The organism is Neorhizobium sp. T7_12 (assembly GCF_002968535.1).
GTDB lineage: Bacteria > Pseudomonadota > Alphaproteobacteria > Rhizobiales > Rhizobiaceae > Neorhizobium > Neorhizobium tomejilense.
In genome coordinates, this window is sequence record NZ_PVBK01000004.1 from 324,337 (window position 1) to 347,896 (window position 23,560).

Here is a 23,560-nt window from a genome sequence, read left to right on the forward strand (position 1 = left end):
GAAAGCCTCAGCTTTCCTGCACGGCCTCGGTGCGCTTCGTCACACCGGGCACGCAGAGGCAGGCAACGATGATGAGGGCGGTGATCAGGAACATCGCGATGAAGGTCATGTGCAGCGCGTGCTGGAGCGCAGACCGGATGGGCGAATCCGCCGCAAGTCCGCCGCCGACGCCCTGCAGCAGATCGCGCAACTGATCGGACGTGATCGGCCCCGCGACGGAATTGGCAAGCCCGTAGGTCAGGACGGCGCCGAGAAGTGCTGCGCCGAGCGTGCTGCCGAGATTGCGGGAAAAGACGTTGGAGGCCGTCGCGCTGCCGCGTTCCGACCAGCCGACATTGTCCTGGATGATCACCAAGCCGGAGATATTGAGCAGACCCATGCCGAAGCCCATCAGGAGCGAGCCGGTGCCCGCCTGGACGGGCGAGCTTTCCGGAGTCAGCAAAACCAGAAGAAATGCTCCGACCGGAACGAAGACGCTGCCGGCGATCATCAGCGGCCGCAATCCGAAGCGCGGGAACATCCGCGAGGCGAACGTCCCGCCGCTCGGCCAGCCGACCAGCAGCATCGTCAGCGTGAAACCGGCCACCAGCGGCGAGCGGTTGAGCACCGTCTGCACGTACATGGGCAGGAAGGTCGTCAGCCCCATGATCGCCATGCTGGAGAGAAAGACTGCCGTATTGGCAAAAGCGATCGGCCGCTTCAGCCAGAGTTCTAAAGAAACCATCGGGGCCGATGCGCGCCGCTCCTGCCAGATGAACAGCACGAAGCTGACGAGGAAGATCGCCAGCGAAACGAACAGGTAGGCGGAAGTTCCTTCGGTTTCGGTGAGTGCGATCATCAGCGCCGAAATAGCTACGGCGAAGAGGCCCGCTCCCAGAAAGTCGATCGATGCCGTCCGGGTCTGTTTTTCTTCGTGCAGGTACACGATGAATCCGACCGCCGACATGATGCCGATCGGCACGTTGATCCAGAACACCCAGGCCCAGGGCAGGCTGTGGACGATGATGCTGCCCAGAAGCGGCCCGACGACGGCAGAAAGCGCCCAGACGCTGGCGAGGTATCCCTGGACCTTGCCACGTTCCGCCCCTGGATAAAGATCGCCGACGACGGTCATGATGACCGGCTGGATCGCACCGGCGCCGATGCCCTGCAACAGCCGGAAGGCGATCATCGACGGCATCGACCAGGCAAAACCTGCGAGCACCGAGGCGATCAGGAAGACCGCCGTGCCGAACAGGATGATCGGCTTGCGGCCATAGATATCGGAAAGCTTGCCGAACACCACGGTCATAGCCGTCTGCGCCAACAGGAAGGACGAGAACACCCAGCTATAGAGGTTCAGCTGACCGAGCTGGGCAGCGATCTGCGGCATGGCCGTCGAAACGATGGTCGCCTCGATTGCGATCATCGCCATGCTTGCCATGACGGCCGCAATGACGAGCGCCCGGTTGGAGCTTGGATTGGTCATGGATTCACCTGGGAACGCCGCGCGGCGAACACGCTGGGGATGGATGTTCGGCGGTCAAACGGCCGTCGGCGGGGGATGTTTCTTAGTATTCCCCTGCGGGCCGGCGTCAAGGGCGAAATCTGGCATTTATCAAGGATGTAACGGTGCCGTGACCGCGGGCATGCGGTCAGACGGACTTGATTCCCGACCGGAGGGTTGGCCTCATCGCCTCGTCCCCGCCAGCCGCGACCTGATTGCGGCCGTTGTTCTTCGCCCGGTAAAGGGCATGGTCGGCGCGCTCGAACAGTTCCGCAGTCGTCAGCTTGGCGCCCGCAGCGGGATAGAAGGTCGCGGTACCGATGCTGATCGTCACATGACCCCAGGGAAGGTTCTTCTCATGCGGCAAATGAAGCCCGGCGACGCGCTGGCGGATGTTTTCCGCCGCCTTCAACGCACCGGCACCATTGGTATCCGGCAGGAGGACGGCGAATTCCTCACCGCCATGACGGGCGGCGAGATCCTTCGACCGTCGGATCGAGCCGCGCACGACGTTCGCAACCGCACGCAGACAGTCGTCGCCGGCGGCGTGGCCATAGGTGTCGTTGAAGAATTTGAAGCGGTCCGCATCGATCATCAGAATGGAGAGCGGCGTGCGCTGCTGCGCGGCCTGCAGCACCATGTCCTCGAAATGAATGTTGAACGAGCGGCGATTGGCGAGCTGGGTAAGCTCGTCGGTGTTGGCGAGCGCGTCCAGCTCTTCCTGGAGGTTCTTCTGGCGCGTGACGTCGCGTGTGACGGCCACGATGCGGATATCGTCGCCGCCGGTGCCGCCCGGCAGCCTGTTCAGCGTGGTTTCGAGCCAGATCTGCTTGCCGTCGGCCCGCTTGCGGCGGACGATCATGTTTTCCCGGGGCGACCCTTCCCGCAGCCGGGTCATGACCTGGTTGGCGGCGTCGTGGTCATCCTCATGCAGGTTCTCGAGGATATGCGTGCCAAGCATCGCCTCGGCGTCGACACCGAATATTTCCCGGACGGATGGCGACAGATATTCCCTGATCCCGTGGCCGTTGAAGCGCTGGATCAGGTCGGCTGACCCTTCCGCAAGCAGGCGGAATTCCGCTTCGCGCGCCACCAGCAGCGCTTCGCTCGCCCGCCGCAACATCACCTGCCGCCGCCAGCGCCAAACCAGGAAGCCGGTGATCGCCACCAGGATAAGGCAGGCGACCCATCGTATCCGCGCGCCCTTCATCCAGGTCGCCAGTGCTTCGGACTGGGATACGGCAGCAAGCCCGACCAGGCCGCTGCGCTCGCTCTGATAAAAGCCGCCTATGCGTTGCAGGCCATCAATCGGGGAGATGTAGTGATAGGAGCCGGAATGCCGCTGACGGAGATGGTCCGTGAACAGATCGTAGGACGAGATGCTCGATCCAAGCAGCGTCTGGAGGAATGGCGCACGCGCCAGCACGACGCCGTCGCGGCGAACCAACAGGAACGAACCCTCGCTGCCCAGGCTGAAACCCTGAAAGAAGTTGGTCAATTCTGTGAGGATGAATGCCGCCAGCGCAACGCCGCCGAAACTTCCGTCCGGGTTGCTGATCCTCTGCGTGACCGGCAATATCCACTGACCGTTCAACTTGTTCTTCAACGGCCTGCCCAAGACGGGTTCCCGCATGTCGGAGGCTTGGTGGAATACAAAATATTCCCTATCCGAAAAATTCATGCCGCTGGCGTCGATCGACGACGATGTCGCGACCATTCTGCCATCGGCATCGAAGACGGCGAGGGCGTCGAGCCAAGGGGTGGTATCGACCTGGCGCTTCATCACCTGGGTGATCTTTGCCGGCAGGTCCGCCACGTCGCGTTCCTGCTCGATCCGGGTGATCAGGGCCGCCAGCGGAAACCTCGCCATGTCGACCGTGTCGTCGGCATGTTGCACCAGCGCCTTGGCTGTCTGGGCCAGGCCCGCCTCGATGCCGGCGACCTGGGATCTCCAGCTGGAATATTCTCCCCAGACGATCAGTCCTACAAAGCCGAAAACGGCAAATGCGACAGCAACGAACGTCCTGGCCGGCAGGTATTTGATTGCACCAGTCATCTCTCTCTCCCAAACCGACGCAATAGGGCGGCTCAGGAGTCGCGATCCGCCAGCCAGGGACGTTAGGGAAAAGTTGTTTACGTTCGCCTAAACCAACATACCCGCATTTTAATCATGCATTTACGGGGCAGAGCCGCGAATAGACATCCTGCGGCGTCGTTCCACGACGTATGGCTGCAGCAGTCTCCTCATCGCGCACGCAGCGCGCGATACAGGCGAGGACATTCAGGTGGTCCGGGCGGCCTTCCGGCGTGAGGAGCAGGAACACGAGATCGACCGGTTCGTCGTCTACCGCGTCGAAATCGATCGGATCTGCAAGCCGGGCGAACAGGCAGAAATGCCGGTCGATGCCGCTGATGCCCGCATGCGGGATGGCAATTCCGGCGCCGATGCCGGTCGATCCCAGATTTTCCCGATTGGTCAGCACCCGGGCGAGATCGCCGGCATCCAGCGCCAGCCGCTCGGCGGCGAGCCTGGAAAGCTGCTTGATCAGGATCGCCTTGGACGGCGGCGCCAGATCGAGCACGATGTTCTCCGGCAGGAGGTAGTCACGCAGTTTCATGGGTCATGTCCATTGATCGGGTCTTGGCCTACTGGCCTTCCTGCAGCCGATAACCGACGCCGGTCTCGGTCAGGATGTATTGCGGCTGGTCCGGCGCCTTTTCGATCTTCTGGCGAAGCTGGCGCACGTAGACGCGCAGGTACTGCACGTCGGTCAGGCCGTCCCATACGTGTTCGAGAAGGAAACGATGGGTGAGGACCTTGCCCGCATGCTGCACCAGGATACGCAGGATATCGTATTCCTTGGGCGACAGCTTGACCTCCTTGTCCGCCACCTTGACGATGCGCTTGACGAGGTCGACCGAAAGCTCGCCGGTCTGGAAGATCGGTTTTTCGCCCTGGGTCTGGAGCCGGTGGCGAAGCGCCACGCGGATGCGGGCGACGAGTTCGTTCATGCCGAAGGGCTTGGTCACATAGTCGTCGGCGCCGAGTTCGAGCGCCTTGACGATGCCAGCCTCATCGGTGCGGCTCGACAGGATGACGATCGGCAGATCGAGCCCCTCGCCGCGCCATCTGGCGAGCAGATCGTGGCCCGCCATATCCGGCAGGCCGAGATCGAGAATGATCAGGTCCGGCTTCTCGGACTTGACGAGATCGATCGCGACCCTGGCATTCATCGCTTCGCTGACGGCGTAGTCCTGGGTGGAGAGGCCGACGCGCAAGAGCTTGCGGATCGGGGGCTCGTCATCGACGATCAGGACGCGCACGGCGGTATTGGTCATTCCTGTTCTCCCAGAATGGGCATTCCGGCCGGCACCGGCGTGCGGATCGTAAAGATCGCGCCGGCACGGTCGGAGCGGTTGGCGGCCCTGATCGTGCCGCCCATGGCCTCGATGAAGCCGCGGCATATGGAAAGGCCAAGCCCGGTGCCGGCCCGCACATGGTCACCTTTCCGAACCCGGTAGAAACTGTCGAAGATGCGCTCCAGATCGTCGCGCGGGATGCCCGGTCCTTCATCCATCACCGAGATAAGAACTGAATCGCCATCCTGCCAGCCGCGGATGTCGATGACGGTCTCGTCGGGGGCGTACTTGGCGGCATTGTCGATGAGGTTGAACAGGACCTGTTCGAACAGGACCGGATCGACCTTGAGCATCGGCAAATCCGCCGGAATGTTGACGCTGAACCTGTGCCGGTTGGCGATCTTCGCTGCCCGGCTCAAGGCCGTGCCGACGATATCGCCGGCGAAATGGAAGGCGTAGTTCGGCTCCATGGCGCCGGAGCCGATGCGGGTCATGTCGAGCAGGTTGGAAATGAAACGGTTCAGCCGCTCGGATTCGTCAACGACGCTGGTCAGCAGTTCGGCGCGGGCCTCTTCGGGGATATCGGCGCCGAAATCCTTGAGCGTGCCGGCCGACCCCATGATTGCTGCGAGCGGCGTCTTCAGGTCGTGCGAGATGGATGTGAGCAGCGCGGTGCGCAGGCGGTCGGTCTCGGCGGCGAGCTTGGCCTTGTCGACATCCGATACGAGCTGGATGCGCTCGATCGCCAACGCCGCCTGATCGGCCAGCGCATCGAAGAGCCGCTGCTGTTCGGGTGTCAGCAACGGCCCCTGCTTGTCGTTGTCGAGGCCGATGACGCCGACCGCCTCGCGGCCGGTCCGCATCGGCAGGTAGAGGCGTTTGGCGCCCGGCAGCGTATCGGCGGCACGGCCGGCCGGGCGGTTGTGCTCCCAAGCCCATTTGGCGGCGGCGATATCGGCATCCATCAGCGTGTCGTCCGGCGGGTAGCCGGCCTTGACGGCGATCGAGCCGTTTTCCGGCAGCAGGATGACGACCCGGACTTTCAGCATCGAGGCTATCTGGAAGGCGGTCGCCCAGAGCACATCGTCCAGTGTGCCAGTGCCGGCGAGCTTTTTCGAGAAGAGGTAAAGGTCTTCGGTGGTGCGGGCCCGCTGGCGGGCAGCGGCTGCCTGGCGCTGGACGGCCGCCGTCAGGTTGGAAGCGACGACCGCGACGCCAAGATAAAAGAGCAGCGCCACCAGGCTTTCCGGATCCCGGACCGTAAACGTGTAGCGCGGCTCGAGAAAAAAGAAATTGAAGGAGAGCGCGCCAGCCACGGAGGCAAACAGGCCCGGTCCCAGCCCGCCGCGCACCGCTGCCGCCAGCACCGCCATCAGGAAAACGAGGGCGAGGTTGCGGACGTCGAGCGTCTGGTCGAGCGCAGCACCGGCGATGATCGCGAGAGCCACAAAGATCGTACTTTTGACATAGGGCTTGAAGCGGAAAGCCTTGGGCAGCTGCGCCGCCTTCAGGCCACGTTTCGGTTCGCCTTCCTTGGTGTCGCCGGAGATGACATGGACACTGATATCGCCCGCGTAGCGGATCAGGTCATAGGTGACCGAGCCCTGCAATATCTGTCGCCAGCGCGGTCTGGCCGGGCGTCCGACGACGATATGGGTGAAGTTGTTGGCGTTGGCATAGGCGATGATCTCGCGCGACGGCTGCAGCGCCGGCAGCGTCACGGTCTCGCCGCCGAGCTGTTCGGCCAGCCGCATGTTGGCCGCCAGCCGGTCCTTGTCCTGTTCGGGCAGATTGACCGATTGCGGCGTTTCGAGATGCAGCGCCGCCCATGGCGCCCGCAGGCGATCGGCCTGGCGGCGCGCGTACCGCACCAGGCTGGCGCCGTTCCTGCCGTGGTCGAGGCAGACCAGCACCCGATCGCCGGCCGCCCAGGGACCGGAAATGGCATGCGCCTGCATATGGTTCAAAAGCTGCTCGTCAACCCGCTGGGCGGTGCGGCGGAGCGCCAGTTCGCGCAGTGCCGTCAGATTGCCGGGGGAAAAGTAGTTCTCGATGGCACGCCGCGCCGTCTGCGGCACATAGACCTTGCCGTCGTTCAGCCGCTTGATGAGGTCGTCGGGGGTAATGTCGATGATCTCGACGTCGTCGGCCCGGTCGATGATGCTGTCCGGCACCGTCTCACGCACGCGGACACGGGTGATCTGTGCCACCACGTCGTTCAGGCTCTCGACATGCTGGATGTTGAGCGTCGAATAGACGTCGATACCCTGGCCGAGGATTTCCTGCACATCCATGTAGCGTTTCGGATGGCGGCTGCCGGCGGCGTTGGTATGGGCAAGTTCGTCGACCAGGACCAGAGCCGGACGGCGCGCGAGAATGGCGTCGAGGTCCATTTCGTCGAGCTGCTGGCCGCGATAGTCGATCGCCTTGCGGGGTACGATCTCGAAGCCCTCGACGAGCGCCTCGGTTTCCTGGCGGCCGTGGGTTTCGACCACGCCGATCACCACGTCGAGACCATCGACTTTCCGGGCGCGGCCGGACATCAGCATCTCGTAGGTCTTGCCGACGCCGGGCGCCGCCCCCAGAAAAATCTTCAGCCGCCCGCGCGCCTCACGCTCGGCATGCTCCAGAAGCGCATCCGGCGAAGGTCTGTTCTCACTCTCTCGACTGTCGTCGGGCATGCCTGGTCTTTCGTGTCAGTGGGTGGCGCCACCCCTCACCCGTCCTCCGCTGCGCTCGGCCACCCTCTCCCCAAGGGGAGAGGAGGAACGGCGACGCCGCGGCATATATCTTCTCCCCTCGGGGAGAAGGTGCCGGCAGGCGGATGAGGGGGTACTCCGTCCCTTCACCGAGTCATAGGAGCATCAAGCGCCATATTCAACGCAAGCACATTGACCACAGATTCGCCGAGGAACCCGAGTTCGCGGCTTTCGACATGCTGGTCCACAAGCGAGCGAACCGCTGCCTCGTCCATTTGCCGTGCCTTGGCGACGCGCGGTACCTGGAAGTAGGCGGCTTCCGGCGAGACATGCGGGTCGAGGCCGCTGCCGGATGCGGTGACGAGGTCGATCGGCACGTCCGCGTTCGGGTTGGTGGCCTTCGCGGCTTCGTAGTCCGTTTTCACCCGGTCGATCAGCTTGGCGCTGGTCGGGCCGAGGTTGGAGCCGGAGGACGAGGCGGCGTTGTAGCCGTCGCCGGCAGCCGAGGGGCGACCGTGGAAATACTGGTCGCCGGTGAATGCCTGGCCGATCAGGGCCGAGCCGACAACGGTTCCGTCCTTCTCGACCAGGCTGCCGTTCGCCTGGGTGGGGAAGATGGCCTGGGCGATGCCGGTCATGGCGAAGGGGTAGATCAGGCCGGTAATGGCCGTGGTGGCGACGATCAGAACGATCGCGGGGCGAAGTTGCTTGAACATTGTCATTTCTCCTTAAGCGAGACCGATCGCGGTGATGATCATGTCGATCGCCTTGATGCCGATGAAGGGAACGAGGATGCCGCCGAGACCATAGACGAGCAGGTTGCGGGAAAGCAGCGCGCCGGCGCCGATGGCGCGGTATTTGACGCCCTTCAGCGACAGCGGGATCAGCGCGATGATGATCAGTGCGTTGAAGATGATCGCCGACAGGATGGCGCTTTGCGGCGTGGCAAGCCCCATAATGTTCAGCACGCCGAGCTGCGGGTAGAAGGTCAGGAACATCGCCGGGATGATGGCAAAATACTTGGCGATATCGTTGGCGATCGAGAAGGTCGTCAGGGCGCCACGGGTCATCAGCAGCTGCTTGCCGATCTCGACGATCTCGATGAGCTTGGTCGGATCGCTGTCGAGATCGACCATGTTGCCCGCCTCACGGGCGGCGACCGTGCCGGTGTTCATGGCGACGCCGACATCGGCCTGGGCGAGCGCCGGCGCATCGTTGGTGCCGTCGCCGCACATGGCGACGAGCTTGCCCTTGGCCTGTTCCTCGCGGATCAGCGTCAGCTTGTTTTCCGGGGTCGCCTGAGCGAGGAAATCGTCGACGCCGGCTTCGGCGGCAATCGCCGCCGCGGTCATCGGGTTGTCGCCGGTGATCATCACGGTACGGATGCCCATGCGGCGCAGTTCGGCGAAACGCTCGCGGATGCCGCCCTTGACGATGTCCTTCAGCTGCACGACGCCGAGCAGCCTGCCGTCACGGGCGACGGCAAGCGGCGTACCGCCGGCCTTGGCGATTTCGTCGGCGATCGCCTGCAGCTCGCGCACTGTGTCGGAATTGGCCTGGGTGGCGATTGCCACGTTGCCGGAGACCGGCATCGTCCCCGAGCCGACATAGGCGAGCACCGCATCGACGGCACCCTTGCGGATTTGGGAACCTTCGAGGTCGACGCCGCTCATGCGGGTCTGGGCGGTGAAGGGGACGAAGGTTGCCTTGAGGCTCGCCATATCACGACCGCGGATCGCGTATTTCTCCTTGGCAAGCACGACGATAGAACGGCCTTCCGGCGTTTCATCGGCAAGCGAAGCGAGCTGGGCCGCGTCGGCGAGATCCTGTTCGGAGACGCCGCGGACCGGGCGGAACGAGGTCGCCTGGCGGTTGCCGAGCGTGATCGTCCCGGTCTTGTCGAGCAACAGCGTATCGACGTCGCCGGCGGCCTCCACGGCGCGACCTGACATCGCGAGCACATTGAAGCGGACGAGGCGGTCCATGCCCGCAATGCCGATCGCCGACAGCAGGGCGCCGATCGTGGTCGGGATCAGCGTCACGAACAGCGCGACGAGAACGATGATCGGGATCGAGCCGCCGGCATAGATCGCAAAGCTCGGGATCGTCGCCGTGGCGAGCACGAAGATCAGCGTCATGCCGGCAAGAAGGATGTTGAGGGCGATCTCGTTCGGCGTCTTCTGGCGCTCGGCACCCTCGACGAGCGAGATCATCCGGTCGAGGAAGGTCGAGCCGGCAGCGGCCGTGATACGGACGCGGATCCAGTCCGACAGGACTTGCGTCCCGCCTGTCACGGCCGAGCGGTCGCCGCCGGATTCGCGGATGACGGGCGCGGATTCACCGGTGATCGCCGCTTCGTTCACAGAGGCGACACCCTCGATGACTTCGCCATCGGAGGGAATGATGTCGCCCGGCTCGACGAGCACGACGTCACCGACCTTGAGGCTCGTACCGGCGACCATCTTGTACTGGGAGCGGTCGCTGCCCGAGAGCAGCTTGGCTTGGGTTTCGGTGCGGGCCTTGCGCAGCGAATCCGCCTGCGCCTTGCCGCGGCCTTCGGCGACCGCTTCGGCGAAGTTGGCAAACAGCACGGTGAACCAGAGCCAGAGATTGATCTGGAAGGAGAAGCCGAGATTGCCGTTGCCGGCCCCGAGGTCGCGGAGGAAGAGGACGGTCGTCAGGACCGAGACCGTGGCCACGACGAACATGACCGGGTTTCGGGCAAGGGTCCGCGGGTTGAGCTTCTTGAAAGCATCGCCTGCGGCCGGAATGAGGATGCGAGTATCCATGATGCTCGCGGATTTTGCCTGGCTCATAAGAGACTCCAGCTTTGAAAGGATGTTTGCGAAACAATTCGATGGTGCCGAGGCGGCGCGGCATCCCTAACCCTCCCCCTTGTGGGGAGGGTGGCCGGCAGGCGGGAGGGGTTTGATGTGGAGCGAAAGCCCCTCCCCAACCCCTCCCCACAAGGGGGAGGGGCTCCTCGCACCACCGTGGCCGGATGAGCGACATGGCGCCGCCTCAAAACGTCTGGCCGGCGATCATGACCAGGTGTTCGACGACCGGACCGAGCGCCAGGGCGGGCATGAAGGTGAGGCCGCCGACGATCAGGATCGTGCCGACCAGCAGGCCGACGAAGAGCGGGCCGTCGGTCGGGAAGGTGCCTGCCGAGGCCGGAACCGTCTTCTTGGCGACCAGCGAGCCTGCGATGGCGAGCGCCGGAATGATGACCAGGAAGCGGCCCATCAGCATGCCGATGCCGAGCGTCACGTTGTACCAGGGCGTGTTGCCCGTCAGTCCGCCGAAAGCAGAGCCGTTGTTGGCCGCAGCCGACGTATAGGCGTAGAGGATTTCGGAGAAGCCGTGCGGGCCGGCGGTGCCGATCGAGGTGACGGCGGACGGCAGCACCGTGGCGATCGCGGTGAACACCAGCATGGCGAGCGGCAGGCAGAGGATGGCGAGCACGGCCATCTTCATCTCCTTCGCCTCGATCTTCTTGCCGAGATATTCTGGCGTACGGCCGACCATGAGGCCTGCCACGAAGACGGCGACGATGATGAAGAGGATGATGCCGTAGAAACCCGCGCCGACGCCGCCGACGATGACTTCGCCGAGCTGCATGTTGATGAGCGGGATCAGGCCGCCGAGTGCCGTGAACGAGCCATGCATGGCATTGACCGCGCCGCAGGAAGCCGCCGTGGTGATGACCGCAAACAGCGACGACAAGGTGATGCCGAAGCGGGCTTCCTTGCCTTCCATGTTGCCGCCTTCAAGACCGAAGGCATGCATCAGCGGATTTCCGGCCGCTTCCGCCCAGTAGGTGATGCCGACGCCGGCGATGAACAGGATGCCCATCGAGGCGAGGATCGCCCAGCCCTGGCGCTGGTTGCCGACCATGCGGCCGAAAACGTTAGTGAAGGCAGCACCGATCGCGAAGATCGACAGCATCTGGATGAGGTTGGATATCGCATCCGGGTTCTCGAACGGATGGGCCGAGTTGGCGTTGAAGAAACCGCCGCCATTGGTGCCGAGCATCTTGATGGCAAGCTGCGAAGCGACCGGGCCGAGCGCGATGGTCTGCTTGGCGCCTTCCAGCGTCGTCGCCTCGACATAAGGCCCGAGCGTCTGCGGTACGCCGAGATAGACGTAGACCAGCGTCAGCACGATGCAGATCGGCAGCAGGATGTAGAGTATGGCGCGGGTCATATCGACCCAGAAATTGCCGATCGCCTTACCCGATGCGCGGGAAAAAGCGCGGATCAGACCGACGGCGATCGCCATGCCTGTCGCGGCGGACAGGAAGTTCTGCACGTTGAGACCCATCATCTGGGTAAGATACGACATGGTGCTTTCGCCGCCATAGTTCTGCCAGTTGGTATTGCTGACGAAACTGACGGCGGTGTTGAAGGAAAGCTCGGGCGGAACGGCGCCCATGCCCGCCGGATTATAAGGCATGCCGGCCTGCAGGCGCATCATCGCGTAAAGCACGACAACGCCGAAGAGGTTGAACATCAGCAGCGAGACAGCATAGGAGGTCCAATGCTGTTCTTCGCGTTCGCTGGTGCCGGCCATGGCATACAGTCCCCGTTCGATCGGAACGAGGACGGGTGACAGAAACGTGCGCTCGCCTGAAAAGATACGCGTCATGTAACCGCCGAGCGGTTTGACGAGCGCGATGATGATCCCGCAATAAAGCAGGATCTGAAGCCATCCGTTGAGGGTCATTTGGAGTTAACTTTCAATACCCGGCTGCTTGGCTGGAAGCGCCAGTTCTTTTCAAAAGCGTTCTTTTTCAGAAGCGTTCGGGGCGAATGAGAGCGTAGGTGAGGTAGACGGTGAGGAACACGGTCACAGCACCGCTCAGGACATAATCGAGGATCATCGTGTTTCTCCCTTCAAAGCCTGTCGCAGGCGCGGGTATAGGCAAAGCAGAGACCGAAGAAGACGACTGCGGTGCCGAGTAGAATGACGTCCAACATTGATCTGGACTCCTGTTGTTAAGGCGAGGCCGGACAGGACAAGGGTGCCATCCCCTAAAGACGGCACCTTGATGCTTTCGGCTTGGAGACGATCTTTTGCGATCTCCCGGACGCTAATATGCGGCGCGACCGCATAGGGGTTCGAGACGGAGCGCAGAGGAAAGAAATAAAAATCCTATAGGAATTTCGTTCTTTCCGGCGGCGGCTGCCCTCAGGAAGCGGCCGCAAAGGTTATGACATAGGCGAAAACGAGCACCATCAGCATCACCGCGAGCATGCCGAGAATGATGCTCGATGCACGCAGATGGTCCGGGTTCCCGAAATTACGGGAGCGCGGATAGACAGCTCCGCGCATGTGGTAGAGGGCCTTGGACATCGGCATTCTCCTCACGCCCGTCCGACGATCTTCATGCGGGGATCGATCGCCTCGGGAGCCTTCACCGGGATCTCGAAAACCGAGCCCAAGCTCAAGGTGACGCCCTCCGGGAGGCAGCAGACGGCACCCGGCGTGCGATCACTTTCGAACATGGCGAAATGCACCGCCGACGCCCGATCGGTGAACAATCCGCCGACGAGGCCATCGCGGTCGGAGACGACCCAACGGCCGCCGACATCGCGACCCACCATGAAACGCACGCCTCTCGAGGGAGGTTCGACTTCCGATATTGCCTTGTTCATCGCGTTTCTCCTCAAGCCACCATCACGGAAACGAGGCCGGCGGCACAAAGGCCGAGGCCGATGACGCCGAGGAGCCTCAGGAAGACCCCGAGGTTCGCATCGACCGGGCGATTTGGCTGCGACAGCCGGCGCTGCCGGGCTTTGGCTTCAGCAAGATGCAGGAAGTAAACGCTCCCCAGACGACCAAACATTTCAGTCACTCCTTGTTGGGATCGGCCCGCGGCATTGTCCGCGCGGAGCCCGCATCGAAACCGATGCACGATCCGAAAGGTAGCGACGGCCGCATAGGCTTTCGATTGGATGCGGCAGACGAAGAAATAGGGAATCCATATAAGCAACAGTGATTTTTCGTTTGCGCCGCAGCATTCCGGGCGGCATGTTGAAATCCTCGAACGATAAAAGACTTGGGAAATGGAATTCAGATCATGACAGCAGATGCGATCGTGCTGGGAGCCGGCATTGTCGGCGTTTCGACGGCATTGCAGCTCGCCCGGCGCGGCAAATCGGTAGTGCTCGTCGACCGGAAAGAACCCGGCATGGAGACCTCCTATGGCAATGCCGGCCTGATCCAGCGCGAGGGCGTCGTGCCCTATGGCTTCCCCCAGCAGTTCGGCCTGATCCTGCGCTATGCCATGAACAACCGCATCGATGCGCATTTCCACTGGAAGGCCATTCCCTCCGTCACCTCGTTCCTGGCGAAATACTGGTGGCATTCCAACCTGACCCGCCATCAGCTGATCGCCCGCGCCTATGCGCCGCTGATCGAGCACTCGATCGCGACCCATAACGAGCTGATCGAGGAAGCCGGAGCCCAGGATCTGATTGCCAAGAACGGCTGGACGGAGGTGTTCCGCACCCGCGGCAAGCATGATGGCGAGATCGGCGAGGCCGAGCGGCTTCGCAAGGAGTATGGTGTCGCCTTCAAGGAACTTTCGCCTGCCGATATCGCCGAGCAGGAGCCCAATCTTTCCAACGATTTCGTCGGCGGACTGCGGTGGGAAGACCCTTGGTCTGTCAAGGACCCGCTGGCGCTGACCCGCGCCTATGTGGCGCTGTTCGAAAAGCTCGGCGGCCGCGTGCTGAAGGGCGATGCCAAGAGCCTGTCGCAGACCAAGACCGGCTGGAGGATCGTCGCCGGCGACGGCACGGTGGAAGCCAAGGATGTCGTGGTGGCGCTCGGCCCCTGGTCCGATACGGTTACCAAACCGCTCGGCTACAATTTCCTGGTCGGCGTCAAGCGCGGCTATCACATGCACTATTCGGCCAAGGGCAATGCCAAGCTCAACGGCTGGACGATGGATGCGGAGCGCGGCTATTTTCTGGCCCCGATGAACCAGGGCATCCGATTGACGACGGGCGCCGAATTCGCCCGCCGCGATGCGCCGAAGACGCCCGTTCAGCTGGAACGCGCCGAAGCGGTGGCGCGCAGTATCTTCCCGCTCGCCGAGCGGCTCGACATGGAGCCCTGGATGGGTGCCCGCCCCTGCACGCCGGACATGATGCCGGTGATCGGCAAGGCGCCGCGCCACGACGGCCTGTGGTTCGCCTTCGGTCACGCGCATCACGGCCTGACGCTGGGCCCGGTGACCGGCCAGGTGATTGCAGAGGCGATCACGGGGCAGAAGACATTGATCGACATCTCGGCTTATCGTCCGGAGCGCTTCAACGCCTAGCTTTATCTAAAAGCGCGGGTTGGCCTGCGGGCAGCAGGGCCGGTCGGAGTTTGCCCCGACGCGTGACTGACGTCCAATGCGACGCCTATATCCTGATGGTGTGAGATGGCTTTTATGACCAGCGAAGATCGGGGCAAGACAAGCGACAATCCCGGCCACACGAATTCGTGGTACGCGGCTTCGGCGAAGGACAAGCGTGTCCGCCCTGCCCTCGACGGGGCGATAGAGGCCGATGTCTGCGTTATCGGTGCCGGCTTCACCGGAATATCCGCGGCGCTCGAACTTGCCGAGCGCGGATATTCCGTCGTGGTGCTGGAAGCGGAACGCATCGGCTTCGGCGCATCAGGCCGCAATGGCGGTCAGATCGTCAACGGCTACAGCCGTGATCTCGAAACCATCGCCGGCCGTTATGGCCGCGACAAGGCGGTGAAGCTCGGCGCCATGTCGCTCGAAGGCGGCGAGATCATCCGCAGCCGGGTCGCGAAATATGGGATCGACTGCGATCTGGTGCATGGCGGCTTCTTCGCAGCCTTCACGGACAAGCAGATCCGCGAGATGGAGCACCACAAAACCGATTGGGAACGATACGGCCATGGCGGGCTGGAGATGGTCTCGAAAGCGGATGTCGGCAAATACGTGAAGACCGATCGATATGCCGGCGGCATGATCGACAAGCTCGGCGGCCATATCCACCCCCTCAACCTCGTGCTCGGAGAAGCCTCGGCGTTCGAAAGCCTTGGCGGACGCATCTTCGAAGCCTCGCGCGTGACCGGCCTCGACATGGGCGAGAAACCGGTGGTGCGGACCGAAAGGGGTTCGGTGAAGGCCTCGTATGTGCTCGTCTGCGGCAATGCTTATCTCTCCCCGCAGTTTCCGGAGATCAGCGGCCGGATGATGCCGGTTTCCAGCCAGGTGATGGCGACGGAACCGCTCGACGCGGCACTGATCGAAAGCCTGCTGCCGGCCAATTACTGCGTCGAGGACGCCAATTACATCCTCGACTACTACAGGCGCACCGCGGATAACCGGCTGCTCTACGGCGGCGGCATCGGTTACGGCGGACACGACCCGAGCGACCTCACGGGCGTCATCCGGCCCAATATGCTGAAGACGTTTCCGCAATTGAGGGACGTGAAGATCGACTATGCCTGGAGCGGCAATTTCGCGCTCACCCTGACGCGTATCCCCCATATGGGGAAACTGTCGGACAAGGTCTATTTCTCGCACGGCGACAGCGGCCACGGGGTGACTACCACCCATCTGCTCGGCAAGATTCTCGGCGAGGCGGTCGCCGGCCACGCGGAACGCTTCGACATCTGGTCGTCGCTCCCCAACCTGCCCTTCCCGGGCGGCCGCACCTTCCGGGTACCGCTCACCGTGCTCGGCGCCTGGTGGTATGGGTTGCGCGACCGACTGGGTATCTGATCAAGGGATCAGAGAGAAACCGGGAAGCTGCCTGTAAGGTAGTAGGTCGCTTGCGCCCGAACGATGGACTTGAACTGCGCCACGGTTCCGGCGGCTTCGTCTTCCGGAATCATGAGAGCCAGCCGCAGGGTGGCGCCGGCCATGTGAAACATCACCAGAAGCGTCTGCGCATAACTTTCTCGCAGCGGCTGTTCAACGAAAGGTTCGGTCGCCTTGTAAAAGACGTCGGCCTGGAAGCGGGTCTCGGCGATATCGAGGTCCGCAAGCGCCTTGTCCGCCTGGATGGCATTCAGGAGATCCTGGGTCGCGGGCCTTTCCCGCATATTGTAGTAGTACAAATCGAAAAGCTCGGCCGGTGCCTGCAGAGCTTCTTCTGCCGTGGTGATCCTTCCGATCTGCTCCGTCACCAGGGTACGGACCTCTTCGGCGTAACTCTCGTAGAGCGTGGCGATGATGGCGGACTTGTTGGGGAAATACTGATAGACCGATGCGATAGGCCCGCCGGAGAGGGCGGCTATCTCCTTCATGGTCACTGCGTCGATGCCCTTCTGGCCGATCAGTTCCATGGATACTTTCAGGATTTCATCGATGCGCTCGCGGCTCCGCTCCTGTTTCGGCACCCGGCGAAGGGAACCCCGCCCTGGTCCTTGCGTCGAATCTGGCATCCGCAAACCGTCTCCTCAAACACCTGCCAACCGCTGCCTTCGTTGCCGGTGGGGTTTTCCGGTAGCCGAGGGCAGAATTGCTTGAACACAAACTGTTTGTTTATACGACGCCCGAAGAGCATCGGATCACGAAGGCCGGTAATTTTTAGAATACTTTCCACGCCGATGCACAAGACAGAACATCGGAGAAAACGGTAGCTTAAATCCTATTATCTATGCTCCAGTGAGCGCGGTAATACCATCGAAAGCCTTGTCGACAATGGTATCGACACTTGCGTCGATGTCGACAGTTACCACTCCGGCCTCATGCTCCGGGCTTTCCAGGGTTGCAAGCTGGCTCTGAAGCAGTGACGCCGGCATGAAATGGCCGGTACGCGCGCCCATCCGTTGCTCAAGCACCTTGGGGTCGCCGGTGAGGAAGACAAAATAGAGCGTGCCGCCGCTCTCCCGCCGCAACCGGTCCCGATAGGTTTGTTTCAAGGACGAGCACGACACCACCACGCTTTCGCCCCGTCCCCTCGCCTCGGCCAGTTGGTTGCCGATCAGATCGAGCCATGGCCAGCGGTCGTCGTCGGTCAGCGGAATCCCCTTCGCCATCTTGGCGACGTTCGCCTCCGGATGCAGACGGTCACCCTCCACGAAAGCGCAGCCGAGACGCGCGGCGAGGTGCTCGCCCACCGATGTCTTCCCCGACCCGCTGACACCCATGACGACGACGGCAAGAGGGGACGTGAGTTCGATTGCGGGCATAACTGACTTCCATTTGATAACGCGTTCAGGAGGCGGCAAGGCCGAATTGTGGAGATCGCAGTTAACCTCGGGTTTTCCAATTCTCTTACGGGAACCTTAGAGAGACTACGATAAAAGGACCCACCTTCAACCGAATTCCGCCCTCCAAATCCAACTCGAGATCCACGATCATGCGGCGACTCATCAATATTATTGCGCCTCGCGTTTATCACATCCTGCGCGATACGGGCGGCAATTTTGCGATAGCGACTGCTCTCGCGCTGCCGGTTCTCCTGACGACCGCCGGCGGGGCGGTTGATTTCACCCAGGCCTCGTTCGAACGCAGCCGGCTGCAGGGTGCGCTCGATGCGGCTGTGCTCAGCGCCGTTGCAAAACCTGATATCGCCAGTCAGCGCCGGGAAGCGCTGCGCTTTCTGACCGATACGGTTCCGGAAGAGACCGACCTCGACACCGCGCTTGTCGTTGCCGCGAATAGCGACGGCAGCCTGACGGGTACCTATGCCCAAGGTGTCCCCACCAATTTCCTCGGCCTGCTCGGTATCCACACCATCGACGTCAAGGTCCGATCCACCGCCATCGCGAACAAGAATGCGAAGCCTTCAGGCGCATGCATCTACGTGCTCGGCAACGTGTCACAGGCGGTTCTGATCAATTCAGGCGCCAACGTGCAGTCGGAGAAATGCGGCGTGGAGGTCAGTTCGACCCAGAACCCGGCCTTCATCATGAACGGCGGGGCGACGATCGATACGGTCAGCTTCTGCGTTGCCGGCACCCAGTACATCAAGAACGGCGGGACGCTCAGCAACCTGAAGCCGGGCTGCAAGGTTTCCGGAGATCCCTATGCCGGCAGCATTGCCGAGCCTACCGTCTCCTCCACCTGCACGACCAGTGGCACCAAGGACGGAGCGGTGCAGGAAATGGCTCCAGGCGTCCATTGCGGCACCACCTTCAACGGATCGCCGAAGATCACGTTCAAGCCCGGGCTCCATATCATCAAGGGCCGGATGATCATCAATTCCGGTTCGACGGTCGTCGCAGAGGGCGTGACCTTCTATTTTCCCGACACCGACAGCGAAATCCGCGCCAATGGCAACTTGAGCTTCACGGCGTCGGCACCGACCAGCGGCACCTACAAGGGCATCCTGATGTTCGAAAAGACCAGCGATACCGCCAACAATGCCCGCAAGCAGCAATACATCTTCAACGGTTCCAATGGCGAAACGCTCAAGGGAGTGATCCATCTTCCGAACCGCGACGTCACCTACAATTCGACGACGAACCAGACGAACCTCATCACGCTGGTGGTCAACACCATGATCATGAACTCGTCCAACTGGAAGATCGAACCCTATACGGGCGCAGCCGGTGGAAGCGGCTCCGAGATTACCTCGGTGCGCCTCGTCAACTGACGCTCAACGCTGCCGGGCGTCCTTGCCGAGCACGATTGGCATCAGCACCGACAGGAACATCAGCCGCAACACGTGGTGGGCGCCGACATAGGTCGGATCGGCATGCAGCATGACAGCCATCGCCGACATTGTTTCGAGCCCACCCGGCGCAAAGGCGATCAGCGCCGCATCGAGCGGCACGCCGGTCAAATATGAAACGCCGCCGGCAATCGCCGCCGCAAGCACGATGACGACCACGGTCACCACGCCGCCGGCCACGAAAGCGGTGCGCAAATCGGTAATCGACACGCCGCAGAAGCGCGTGCCGATGACCGAACCGAGGATGACGTAAGTCGGAACCAGCAGCCAGTCCGGAACGCCGCCGCTGACGAACCCCGTCACGTGCGTGGCGATCGACACCACGACGCCGCCCAGCAGCAGGGCTGCCGGAAAATTCCAACGCATGAACAGCAGGCCGAACAGCGCTGAGACCGCAAGCATGACCAGGAGAACGGGTGTGCTCATCGCCAGAGGCACCAGAACCGGATCGGTGCCGACGAGATCGAAGATCTCCACGATCAACGGAACCGTAACCGTCAGTGCCAGCACGCGCACGCTCTGGCCGACACTGACGGCGCGCAGGTCGCAACGGGTTTCGGCGGCGAGGCTGAGCACATAACTCAGATGGCCGGGGGAAGAGGCGAGAAGCGCGGTGATCCGGTCATAGTGGAAGAACCGCTGCAGCACCCACGAGCTTGCATAAAGCAGGATCACCACCGCCACGAGCACCATGACGAAACTCAGAGGCCAGGTGCGCGCCGCGACGATCACCTCCGGCGTGACAGTCGCCCCCATCGACACGCCGACGACGATGAAACAAACGTTGCGGACCTGCGCCGGCACCGCCAGGTTCAACCCGGCAAGCCCTGCAACGGTGATCGCGATTGCCGGACCGATGAGGTAAGGAGCCGGAAAGGCAATGAGAATTGCGATCAGCGCACCGGCAGTACCGATCAGCGCAGTCAGCGCGAAGGTGCGCAATTCCGAAAGGGGCATGGCTTAATCCTGAAGGCGCCACAGGAAAGAAAACTGACAAAAGCCAGAAAAACGCCTAGTCCCCTTCTATTGCAAATGGGCGGGAGGTCAACCTCTTCTGCCGCATACGGGACAGCAAAAAGGCGCCGGCCTCAACGGCGGCGCCTTCAAGAAGCAGGAACGGGCAGGATCAAGCGGCCGGCGCGATGACCTTCGGGATGGCCTTTGGCAGATGCAGCATATCGATGCCCAGCAGAAAATTGATCTGCGGACGCGCCTTGACGAGGTCGTCGATCGTGTATTCGGCGAGCACGTCGAAGAAAGCGTTGAGCGCCTTGCGAAGCGCAGCATTCAGGCCGCAGCTGTCAACAAGCGGGCATTCCGCGACTCCCTCTTCGAAGCACTCCGCCATGGCAAAGCTGTCTTCAGTCACCTTGATGACATCGAAAAGGGTGATGCGATCGGCAGCGCGGCCAAGCCTTACGCCACCGTTGCGGCCGCGCACGGTTTCCACCAGGCCGGCCTTCGTGAGCGGCTGGAGGATCTTGAAGAGGAAGAGTTCGGAAACACCGTATGCTCTTGCGATCTCGGGGATCCGGCTGAGGTGGCCTTCGTTGGCGGCACAATACATCAGCATCCGTACTGCGTAATTCGTCTGTTTGGTCAAGCGCATGCTGGTCTCCCGAGACTGGTACCCGCCCTATATAAAGGCTCCGCTAGTTTTGAACAATTCCAAAATAAGAAAATTGTCATCAAGTTTTCGCGTCGGGCCAGCTTGCCTTCATCGGCGCGGAATTCAAGCGGCGAATTGTTCGTCCACACGAACGGAGACCCGAAAGGCCGAGGTACAAGCTAGATCAAGGGGCATAGGCAGACACCCCGGCGAGCTCTCCCGGGAAGACCTTGCTTTTGCAGCCCGCCGGAACGACGAACCGCCGAATTATAGGTCGATTTCCCGCAGCCTCAGATCGCCATTCCGGATCCGCGGCGATTCGCCGGAAAAGTTCGGGCTCGCATCAACTGGTCATTGCGATCGCCACCCAGGCCGGGACAGCAACCATCACCATTGCAGCCAGCAGGCTAAGGCCGATCTTCGCCAGATACGCGCGGCGGGCGCGCTTCCCATCCCACTCGTACACCATGGACATACATCCCCACTCCTACTCCGCGGGCTAAATTAGAATAGTCTGCGGATACGTCAATGGTGGCTATCGATCACGGCTACCTTGCCTGAAGCCTACCTTCGAGCTCGGCGGCATAATTGCGGATGTCCTGCTGGCGCTGCGGAGTGCCCGGATGGCTCGAGAGAATGTTTGCGTCCTCATGATCTCCAAGCTTGTCTTCGAGGACCGCGAAGAAGCGGGCCAGTGCTGCCGGATCGTAGCCGGCCGCCCGCATCAGCTCGACAGACCGGCGGTCCGCCTCCGCTTCCGCGGCCCGAGAATAGGATAGCGCCACCAATGCGCCGCCCTGCGTGAGGATGTCCTCGACGCCCGAGCCGACATCGCCGGCAATCAGCATGACCAGCGCGGCGACGCCTGCGGCGCGGTAGAGCTGCCGCAGGCTGTGCTCGCCTTCGACGTGGGCGATCTCGTGGCCGAGCACGCCGAGGATCATTTCCCGATCGCCATTGGAGAGCTTCACCAGATCATCGGTAAGGATCAGGCTGCCGTCCGGCAGCGCGAAGGCGTTCGGGCCGATCACGCCGCCATCCCGGAAATAAAGCTGATAGGCCTTTTGCCCGCCCTTCGAATGGACGGCGAGTTTCGAGAAGCCCTCGGAGATCGCCTGCCGGTCGCCTTCCGGCAATTCCGACGGTTTCAGGATCGTCCGATCGAGGGATGCCAGCGTGCCGGAACCGATCAGTTCCGGCACGAAGGGCGGCGTTACAAGGATGGCAACCTCGACCAGCACGGGGACTGCATACCGATAGATCGAGGCCGCAAGCAGGATGACGGCAATCGTCATGACGATCAGTCGCGGATGGAACTGCTCCAGCCGGTGGATCAAGCCGCTGCCGGCGCCGCGCTTGCCGTGGAGATAGGTGTCGATCCCGTCGTTGTCGCGCGTCTCGAACACGGAACCGTCCGGGAAACTGACCCGCCGCGGGATCGAGCCGACCCGCGGGCTGATCTCGGCCCGCTCCGGCACGGCCGATGCGAGGACCCGCCCCTCTTCCGCTGCGACGAGGATAGTACCCTCCTCGCGCAGGACGGCCCCGATTGCGAGGCTGGAATTGGCCGGATGCCATTCGCCTTTCGCGATGACCGCTCCGTCAGAAGCCAAAGTCGAACCCTTCCATATCCATGTATTCGGCGCTGATCGCAGCACCGCTCGCCTCGATCGAGGAGAGGATCTCGCCCGGGTCGCCGTTGATGCGGATGCCGGTGTGTTCGTTGACATACCGCGCCATCCGGACCGCCGCCCAGGGGCGCATCAGTCCGAGCGTCAGCATGGTGACGATCACATTGCTGATTGCGATCCAGGCATAACGCGGCCGGGAGATATCGCTGACCAGCTGATGGCGACCGTCAAGCTCCGCCGCCGACCAGGCGACGTTGCGCACACCCGCCCGATAGAAGAGAGCAGCAATACCGTAGAGGATGAAATAGATGAAGAGACCGGCGTAGAGACCGACGATGCTCAGCACGGTCATCTGCGTGCTCGTCAATTCGGCGCTCTCCCGCATGACGGTCGCGGCACCCATGATCGCGATGAAGGCAATGAACCCGAAGATGATGCTGCCCAGGAACACGATCAATGCCGGCAGAATCCAGACGCCATAAAGCCGGCCAAGCTGAGGGTCGCTGGAAAATGGCCGGTCGCCGTAACGCAGGTTGTTGAAGAGGTATCGCCAGGTCCAGCGGCTCGCAAGCGGCGCCAGGATGCCGAAGGAAATGAAGGCTATTAAGCTGCCGAGCATAATAGCAACGAAGGCGCCGCCTGCCGTGCCGACGAAATCGAAACGCACGTTGCGATAGCTCGTCACCCGGGCGTTGAAGCGCAGGCTGCGCTTGATGAGCCACGGCAGAGCGATCAGGATCACGATCGGGGTCAGGATGCCGATCGGCGGAAAGATCGCCGTGCCGATGTTGAGCACGATCAGGAACGCGATGACGATCATCCGGCCGATGAAGATCTGCTTGCCGGTCGCGTGATATTCGAAGGCGCGGTCGAGAATAACCGTGTTGCCGTAGAAATATCGCATGCGCCGCACCTTCGCCCAGGCCGAGTAGATGCCGAGGGTGACGATCGTCAGCAGGACGTTGACGATCCAGATGCCGAAATATTCGCTGGCGCTGCCGGTGAAGGATGCCCGTTCAAAAGACTGTCCTTCGGCCGCCCGAGGCGCCGTCTCTGCTATTGCCATGATGTCATATCCCCTTGCCGAATACCGTCGAGACGGCTGCCTGCCCGATTCC

General features: G+C 62.3%; 22 protein-coding genes. 3 read left to right on the forward strand and 19 right to left on the reverse strand.

The genetic code is table 11. From position 1 onward, the window contains the following. Positions 1-7: 7 nt before the first annotated feature. From C5J26_RS13145 to C5J26_RS32705, 12 genes are all read right to left on the reverse strand, one after another. Entirely contained in the window at positions 8-1,468 is a 1,461-nt protein-coding gene (locus C5J26_RS13145) for an MDR family MFS transporter (protein WP_105402139.1), read from the reverse strand. Positions 1,469-1,634: 166 nt separating this feature from the next. After that, on the reverse strand, positions 1,635-3,542 hold the full coding sequence (locus C5J26_RS13150; RefSeq protein ID WP_105402140.1) for a diguanylate cyclase: 1,908 nt from the start codon (positions 3,540-3,542) through the stop codon (positions 1,635-1,637). Between the two features lie 112 nt (positions 3,543-3,654). Then, complete coding sequence (locus tag C5J26_RS13155) at positions 3,655-4,104, reverse strand: PTS sugar transporter subunit IIA (protein ID WP_105402141.1); 450 nt, start codon at positions 4,102-4,104, stop codon at positions 3,655-3,657. Between the two features lie 28 nt (positions 4,105-4,132). Then, entirely contained in the window at positions 4,133-4,825 is a 693-nt protein-coding gene (locus C5J26_RS13160; RefSeq protein ID WP_105402142.1) for a response regulator transcription factor, read from the reverse strand. Beyond that, positions 4,822-7,527, reverse strand: coding sequence for a sensor histidine kinase KdpD (locus tag C5J26_RS13165; protein ID WP_105402143.1), 2,706 nt, complete (start codon positions 7,525-7,527; stop codon positions 4,822-4,824). Before C5J26_RS13165 ends, C5J26_RS13160 begins: the two co-directional genes overlap by 4 nt. 164 nt (positions 7,528-7,691) lie before the next feature. Continuing rightward, the gene (gene kdpC, locus C5J26_RS13170; RefSeq protein WP_105402144.1) at positions 7,692-8,261 is read right to left on the reverse strand and encodes a potassium-transporting ATPase subunit KdpC; all 570 of its coding nucleotides are present in this window, start codon (positions 8,259-8,261) and stop codon (positions 7,692-7,694) included. Positions 8,262-8,273: 12 nt separating this feature from the next. Then, the gene (kdpB, locus tag C5J26_RS13175) at positions 8,274-10,361 is read right to left on the reverse strand and encodes a potassium-transporting ATPase subunit KdpB (RefSeq protein ID WP_105402145.1); all 2,088 of its coding nucleotides are present in this window, start codon (positions 10,359-10,361) and stop codon (positions 8,274-8,276) included. 205 nt (positions 10,362-10,566) lie between these two features. Beyond that, on the reverse strand, positions 10,567-12,270 hold the full coding sequence (gene kdpA, locus C5J26_RS13180; protein WP_105402146.1) for a potassium-transporting ATPase subunit KdpA: 1,704 nt from the start codon (positions 12,268-12,270) through the stop codon (positions 10,567-10,569). A 67-nt stretch (positions 12,271-12,337) separates the two neighbouring features. After that, complete coding sequence (locus C5J26_RS13185) at positions 12,338-12,427, reverse strand: K(+)-transporting ATPase subunit F (RefSeq protein ID WP_007760774.1); 90 nt, start codon at positions 12,425-12,427, stop codon at positions 12,338-12,340. A 308-nt stretch (positions 12,428-12,735) separates the two neighbouring features. Then, positions 12,736-12,900 (reverse strand): hypothetical protein, encoded by a 165-nt coding sequence (locus C5J26_RS32700; RefSeq protein WP_172724237.1) that lies wholly within the window; start codon positions 12,898-12,900, stop codon positions 12,736-12,738. A gap of 11 nt (positions 12,901-12,911) precedes the next feature. Then, positions 12,912-13,202: a hypothetical protein gene (locus C5J26_RS13190; RefSeq protein ID WP_105402147.1), complete on the reverse strand. Its 291-nt coding sequence runs from the start codon at positions 13,200-13,202 to the stop codon at positions 12,912-12,914. Between the two features lie 11 nt (positions 13,203-13,213). Then, complete coding sequence (locus tag C5J26_RS32705) at positions 13,214-13,393, reverse strand: hypothetical protein (RefSeq protein ID WP_172745846.1); 180 nt, start codon at positions 13,391-13,393, stop codon at positions 13,214-13,216. Between the two features lie 234 nt (positions 13,394-13,627). Here C5J26_RS32705 and C5J26_RS13200 point away from each other — a divergent pair, with 234 nt between their 5' ends. Then, on the forward strand, positions 13,628-14,875 hold the full coding sequence (locus C5J26_RS13200; RefSeq protein WP_105402149.1) for an FAD-binding oxidoreductase: 1,248 nt from the start codon (positions 13,628-13,630) through the stop codon (positions 14,873-14,875). A gap of 114 nt (positions 14,876-14,989) precedes the next feature. Then, positions 14,990-16,300, forward strand: coding sequence for an FAD-binding oxidoreductase (locus C5J26_RS13205; RefSeq protein ID WP_172745847.1), 1,311 nt, complete (start codon positions 14,990-14,992; stop codon positions 16,298-16,300). An 8-nt stretch (positions 16,301-16,308) separates the two neighbouring features. Here C5J26_RS13205 and C5J26_RS13210 read toward each other — a convergent pair whose 3' ends face one another. Together C5J26_RS13210 and C5J26_RS13215 are read right to left on the reverse strand one after the other, a co-directional pair. After that, positions 16,309-16,965 carry a TetR/AcrR family transcriptional regulator gene (locus C5J26_RS13210; RefSeq protein WP_105402151.1) on the reverse strand — a complete coding sequence of 219 codons (657 nt, stop codon included), beginning with the start codon at positions 16,963-16,965 and terminating at the stop codon, positions 16,309-16,311. Positions 16,966-17,178: 213 nt separating this feature from the next. After that, positions 17,179-17,715, reverse strand: a complete 537-nt coding sequence (locus C5J26_RS13215) for a gluconokinase (protein WP_105402152.1) — start codon at positions 17,713-17,715, stop codon at positions 17,179-17,181. A 170-nt stretch (positions 17,716-17,885) separates the two neighbouring features. Between C5J26_RS13215 and C5J26_RS13220 the strand changes: the two genes are divergently transcribed. Further along, a complete protein-coding gene (locus C5J26_RS13220) occupies positions 17,886-19,124 on the forward strand; it encodes a TadE/TadG family type IV pilus assembly protein (RefSeq protein WP_105402153.1) in 1,239 nt (412 codons plus the stop codon). 3 nt (positions 19,125-19,127) lie between these two features. On the opposite strand, the gene C5J26_RS13225 is transcribed toward C5J26_RS13220, so the two are convergent. The 5 genes from C5J26_RS13225 to C5J26_RS13240 form a co-directional block, all read right to left on the reverse strand. Next, positions 19,128-20,159 carry an AbrB family transcriptional regulator gene (locus C5J26_RS13225; protein ID WP_105402154.1) on the reverse strand — a complete coding sequence of 344 codons (1,032 nt, stop codon included), beginning with the start codon at positions 20,157-20,159 and terminating at the stop codon, positions 19,128-19,130. A gap of 169 nt (positions 20,160-20,328) precedes the next feature. Further along, a complete protein-coding gene (gene rirA / locus C5J26_RS13230) occupies positions 20,329-20,811 on the reverse strand; it encodes an iron-responsive transcriptional regulator RirA (RefSeq protein ID WP_046664702.1) in 483 nt (160 codons plus the stop codon). A 343-nt stretch (positions 20,812-21,154) separates the two neighbouring features. Continuing rightward, complete coding sequence (locus tag C5J26_RS33535) at positions 21,155-21,280, reverse strand: hypothetical protein (RefSeq protein ID WP_256386080.1); 126 nt, start codon at positions 21,278-21,280, stop codon at positions 21,155-21,157. 79 nt (positions 21,281-21,359) lie between these two features. Then, complete coding sequence (locus C5J26_RS13235; protein ID WP_105402155.1) at positions 21,360-22,424, reverse strand: M48 family metallopeptidase; 1,065 nt, start codon at positions 22,422-22,424, stop codon at positions 21,360-21,362. Further along, a complete protein-coding gene (locus C5J26_RS13240; protein WP_105402156.1) occupies positions 22,414-23,508 on the reverse strand; it encodes a YjgN family protein in 1,095 nt (364 codons plus the stop codon). Before C5J26_RS13240 ends, C5J26_RS13235 begins: the two co-directional genes overlap by 11 nt. Positions 23,509-23,560 lie beyond the last annotated feature (52 nt).

What these genes read in the sequence shown, in the direction of transcription:
- C5J26_RS13145 (WP_105402139.1), bottom strand. Translation starts at nt 1,468, where the DNA reads ATGACCAATCCAAGCTCCAACCGGGCGCTCGTCATTGCGGCCGTCATG.
- C5J26_RS13150 (WP_105402140.1), bottom strand. Translation starts at nt 3,542, where the DNA reads ATGACTGGTGCAATCAAATACCTGCCGGCCAGGACGTTCGTTGCTGTC.
- C5J26_RS13155 (WP_105402141.1), bottom strand. Translation starts at nt 4,104, where the DNA reads ATGAAACTGCGTGACTACCTCCTGCCGGAGAACATCGTGCTCGATCTG.
- C5J26_RS13160 (WP_105402142.1), bottom strand. Translation starts at nt 4,825, where the DNA reads ATGACCAATACCGCCGTGCGCGTCCTGATCGTCGATGACGAGCCCCCG.
- C5J26_RS13165 (WP_105402143.1), bottom strand. Translation starts at nt 7,527, where the DNA reads ATGCCCGACGACAGTCGAGAGAGTGAGAACAGACCTTCGCCGGATGCG.
- kdpC (WP_105402144.1), bottom strand. Translation starts at nt 8,261, where the DNA reads ATGTTCAAGCAACTTCGCCCCGCGATCGTTCTGATCGTCGCCACCACG.
- kdpB (WP_105402145.1), bottom strand. Translation starts at nt 10,361, where the DNA reads ATGAGCCAGGCAAAATCCGCGAGCATCATGGATACTCGCATCCTCATT.
- kdpA (WP_105402146.1), bottom strand. Translation starts at nt 12,270, where the DNA reads ATGACCCTCAACGGATGGCTTCAGATCCTGCTTTATTGCGGGATCATC.
- C5J26_RS13185 (WP_007760774.1), bottom strand. Translation starts at nt 12,427, where the DNA reads ATGATCCTCGATTATGTCCTGAGCGGTGCTGTGACCGTGTTCCTCACC.
- C5J26_RS32700 (WP_172724237.1), bottom strand. Translation starts at nt 12,900, where the DNA reads ATGTCCAAGGCCCTCTACCACATGCGCGGAGCTGTCTATCCGCGCTCC.
- C5J26_RS13190 (WP_105402147.1), bottom strand. Translation starts at nt 13,202, where the DNA reads ATGAACAAGGCAATATCGGAAGTCGAACCTCCCTCGAGAGGCGTGCGT.
- C5J26_RS32705 (WP_172745846.1), bottom strand. Translation starts at nt 13,393, where the DNA reads ATGTTTGGTCGTCTGGGGAGCGTTTACTTCCTGCATCTTGCTGAAGCC.
- C5J26_RS13200 (WP_105402149.1), top strand. Translation starts at nt 13,628, where the DNA reads ATGACAGCAGATGCGATCGTGCTGGGAGCCGGCATTGTCGGCGTTTCG.
- C5J26_RS13205 (WP_172745847.1), top strand. Translation starts at nt 14,990, where the DNA reads ATGACCAGCGAAGATCGGGGCAAGACAAGCGACAATCCCGGCCACACG.
- C5J26_RS13210 (WP_105402151.1), bottom strand. Translation starts at nt 16,965, where the DNA reads ATGCCAGATTCGACGCAAGGACCAGGGCGGGGTTCCCTTCGCCGGGTG.
- C5J26_RS13215 (WP_105402152.1), bottom strand. Translation starts at nt 17,715, where the DNA reads ATGCCCGCAATCGAACTCACGTCCCCTCTTGCCGTCGTCGTCATGGGT.
- C5J26_RS13220 (WP_105402153.1), top strand. Translation starts at nt 17,886, where the DNA reads ATGCGGCGACTCATCAATATTATTGCGCCTCGCGTTTATCACATCCTG.
- C5J26_RS13225 (WP_105402154.1), bottom strand. Translation starts at nt 20,159, where the DNA reads ATGCCCCTTTCGGAATTGCGCACCTTCGCGCTGACTGCGCTGATCGGT.
- rirA (WP_046664702.1), bottom strand. Translation starts at nt 20,811, where the DNA reads ATGCGCTTGACCAAACAGACGAATTACGCAGTACGGATGCTGATGTAT.
- C5J26_RS33535 (WP_256386080.1), bottom strand. Translation starts at nt 21,280, where the DNA reads ATGGTGTACGAGTGGGATGGGAAGCGCGCCCGCCGCGCGTATCTGGCG.
- C5J26_RS13240 (WP_105402156.1), bottom strand. Translation starts at nt 23,508, where the DNA reads ATGGCAATAGCAGAGACGGCGCCTCGGGCGGCCGAAGGACAGTCTTTT.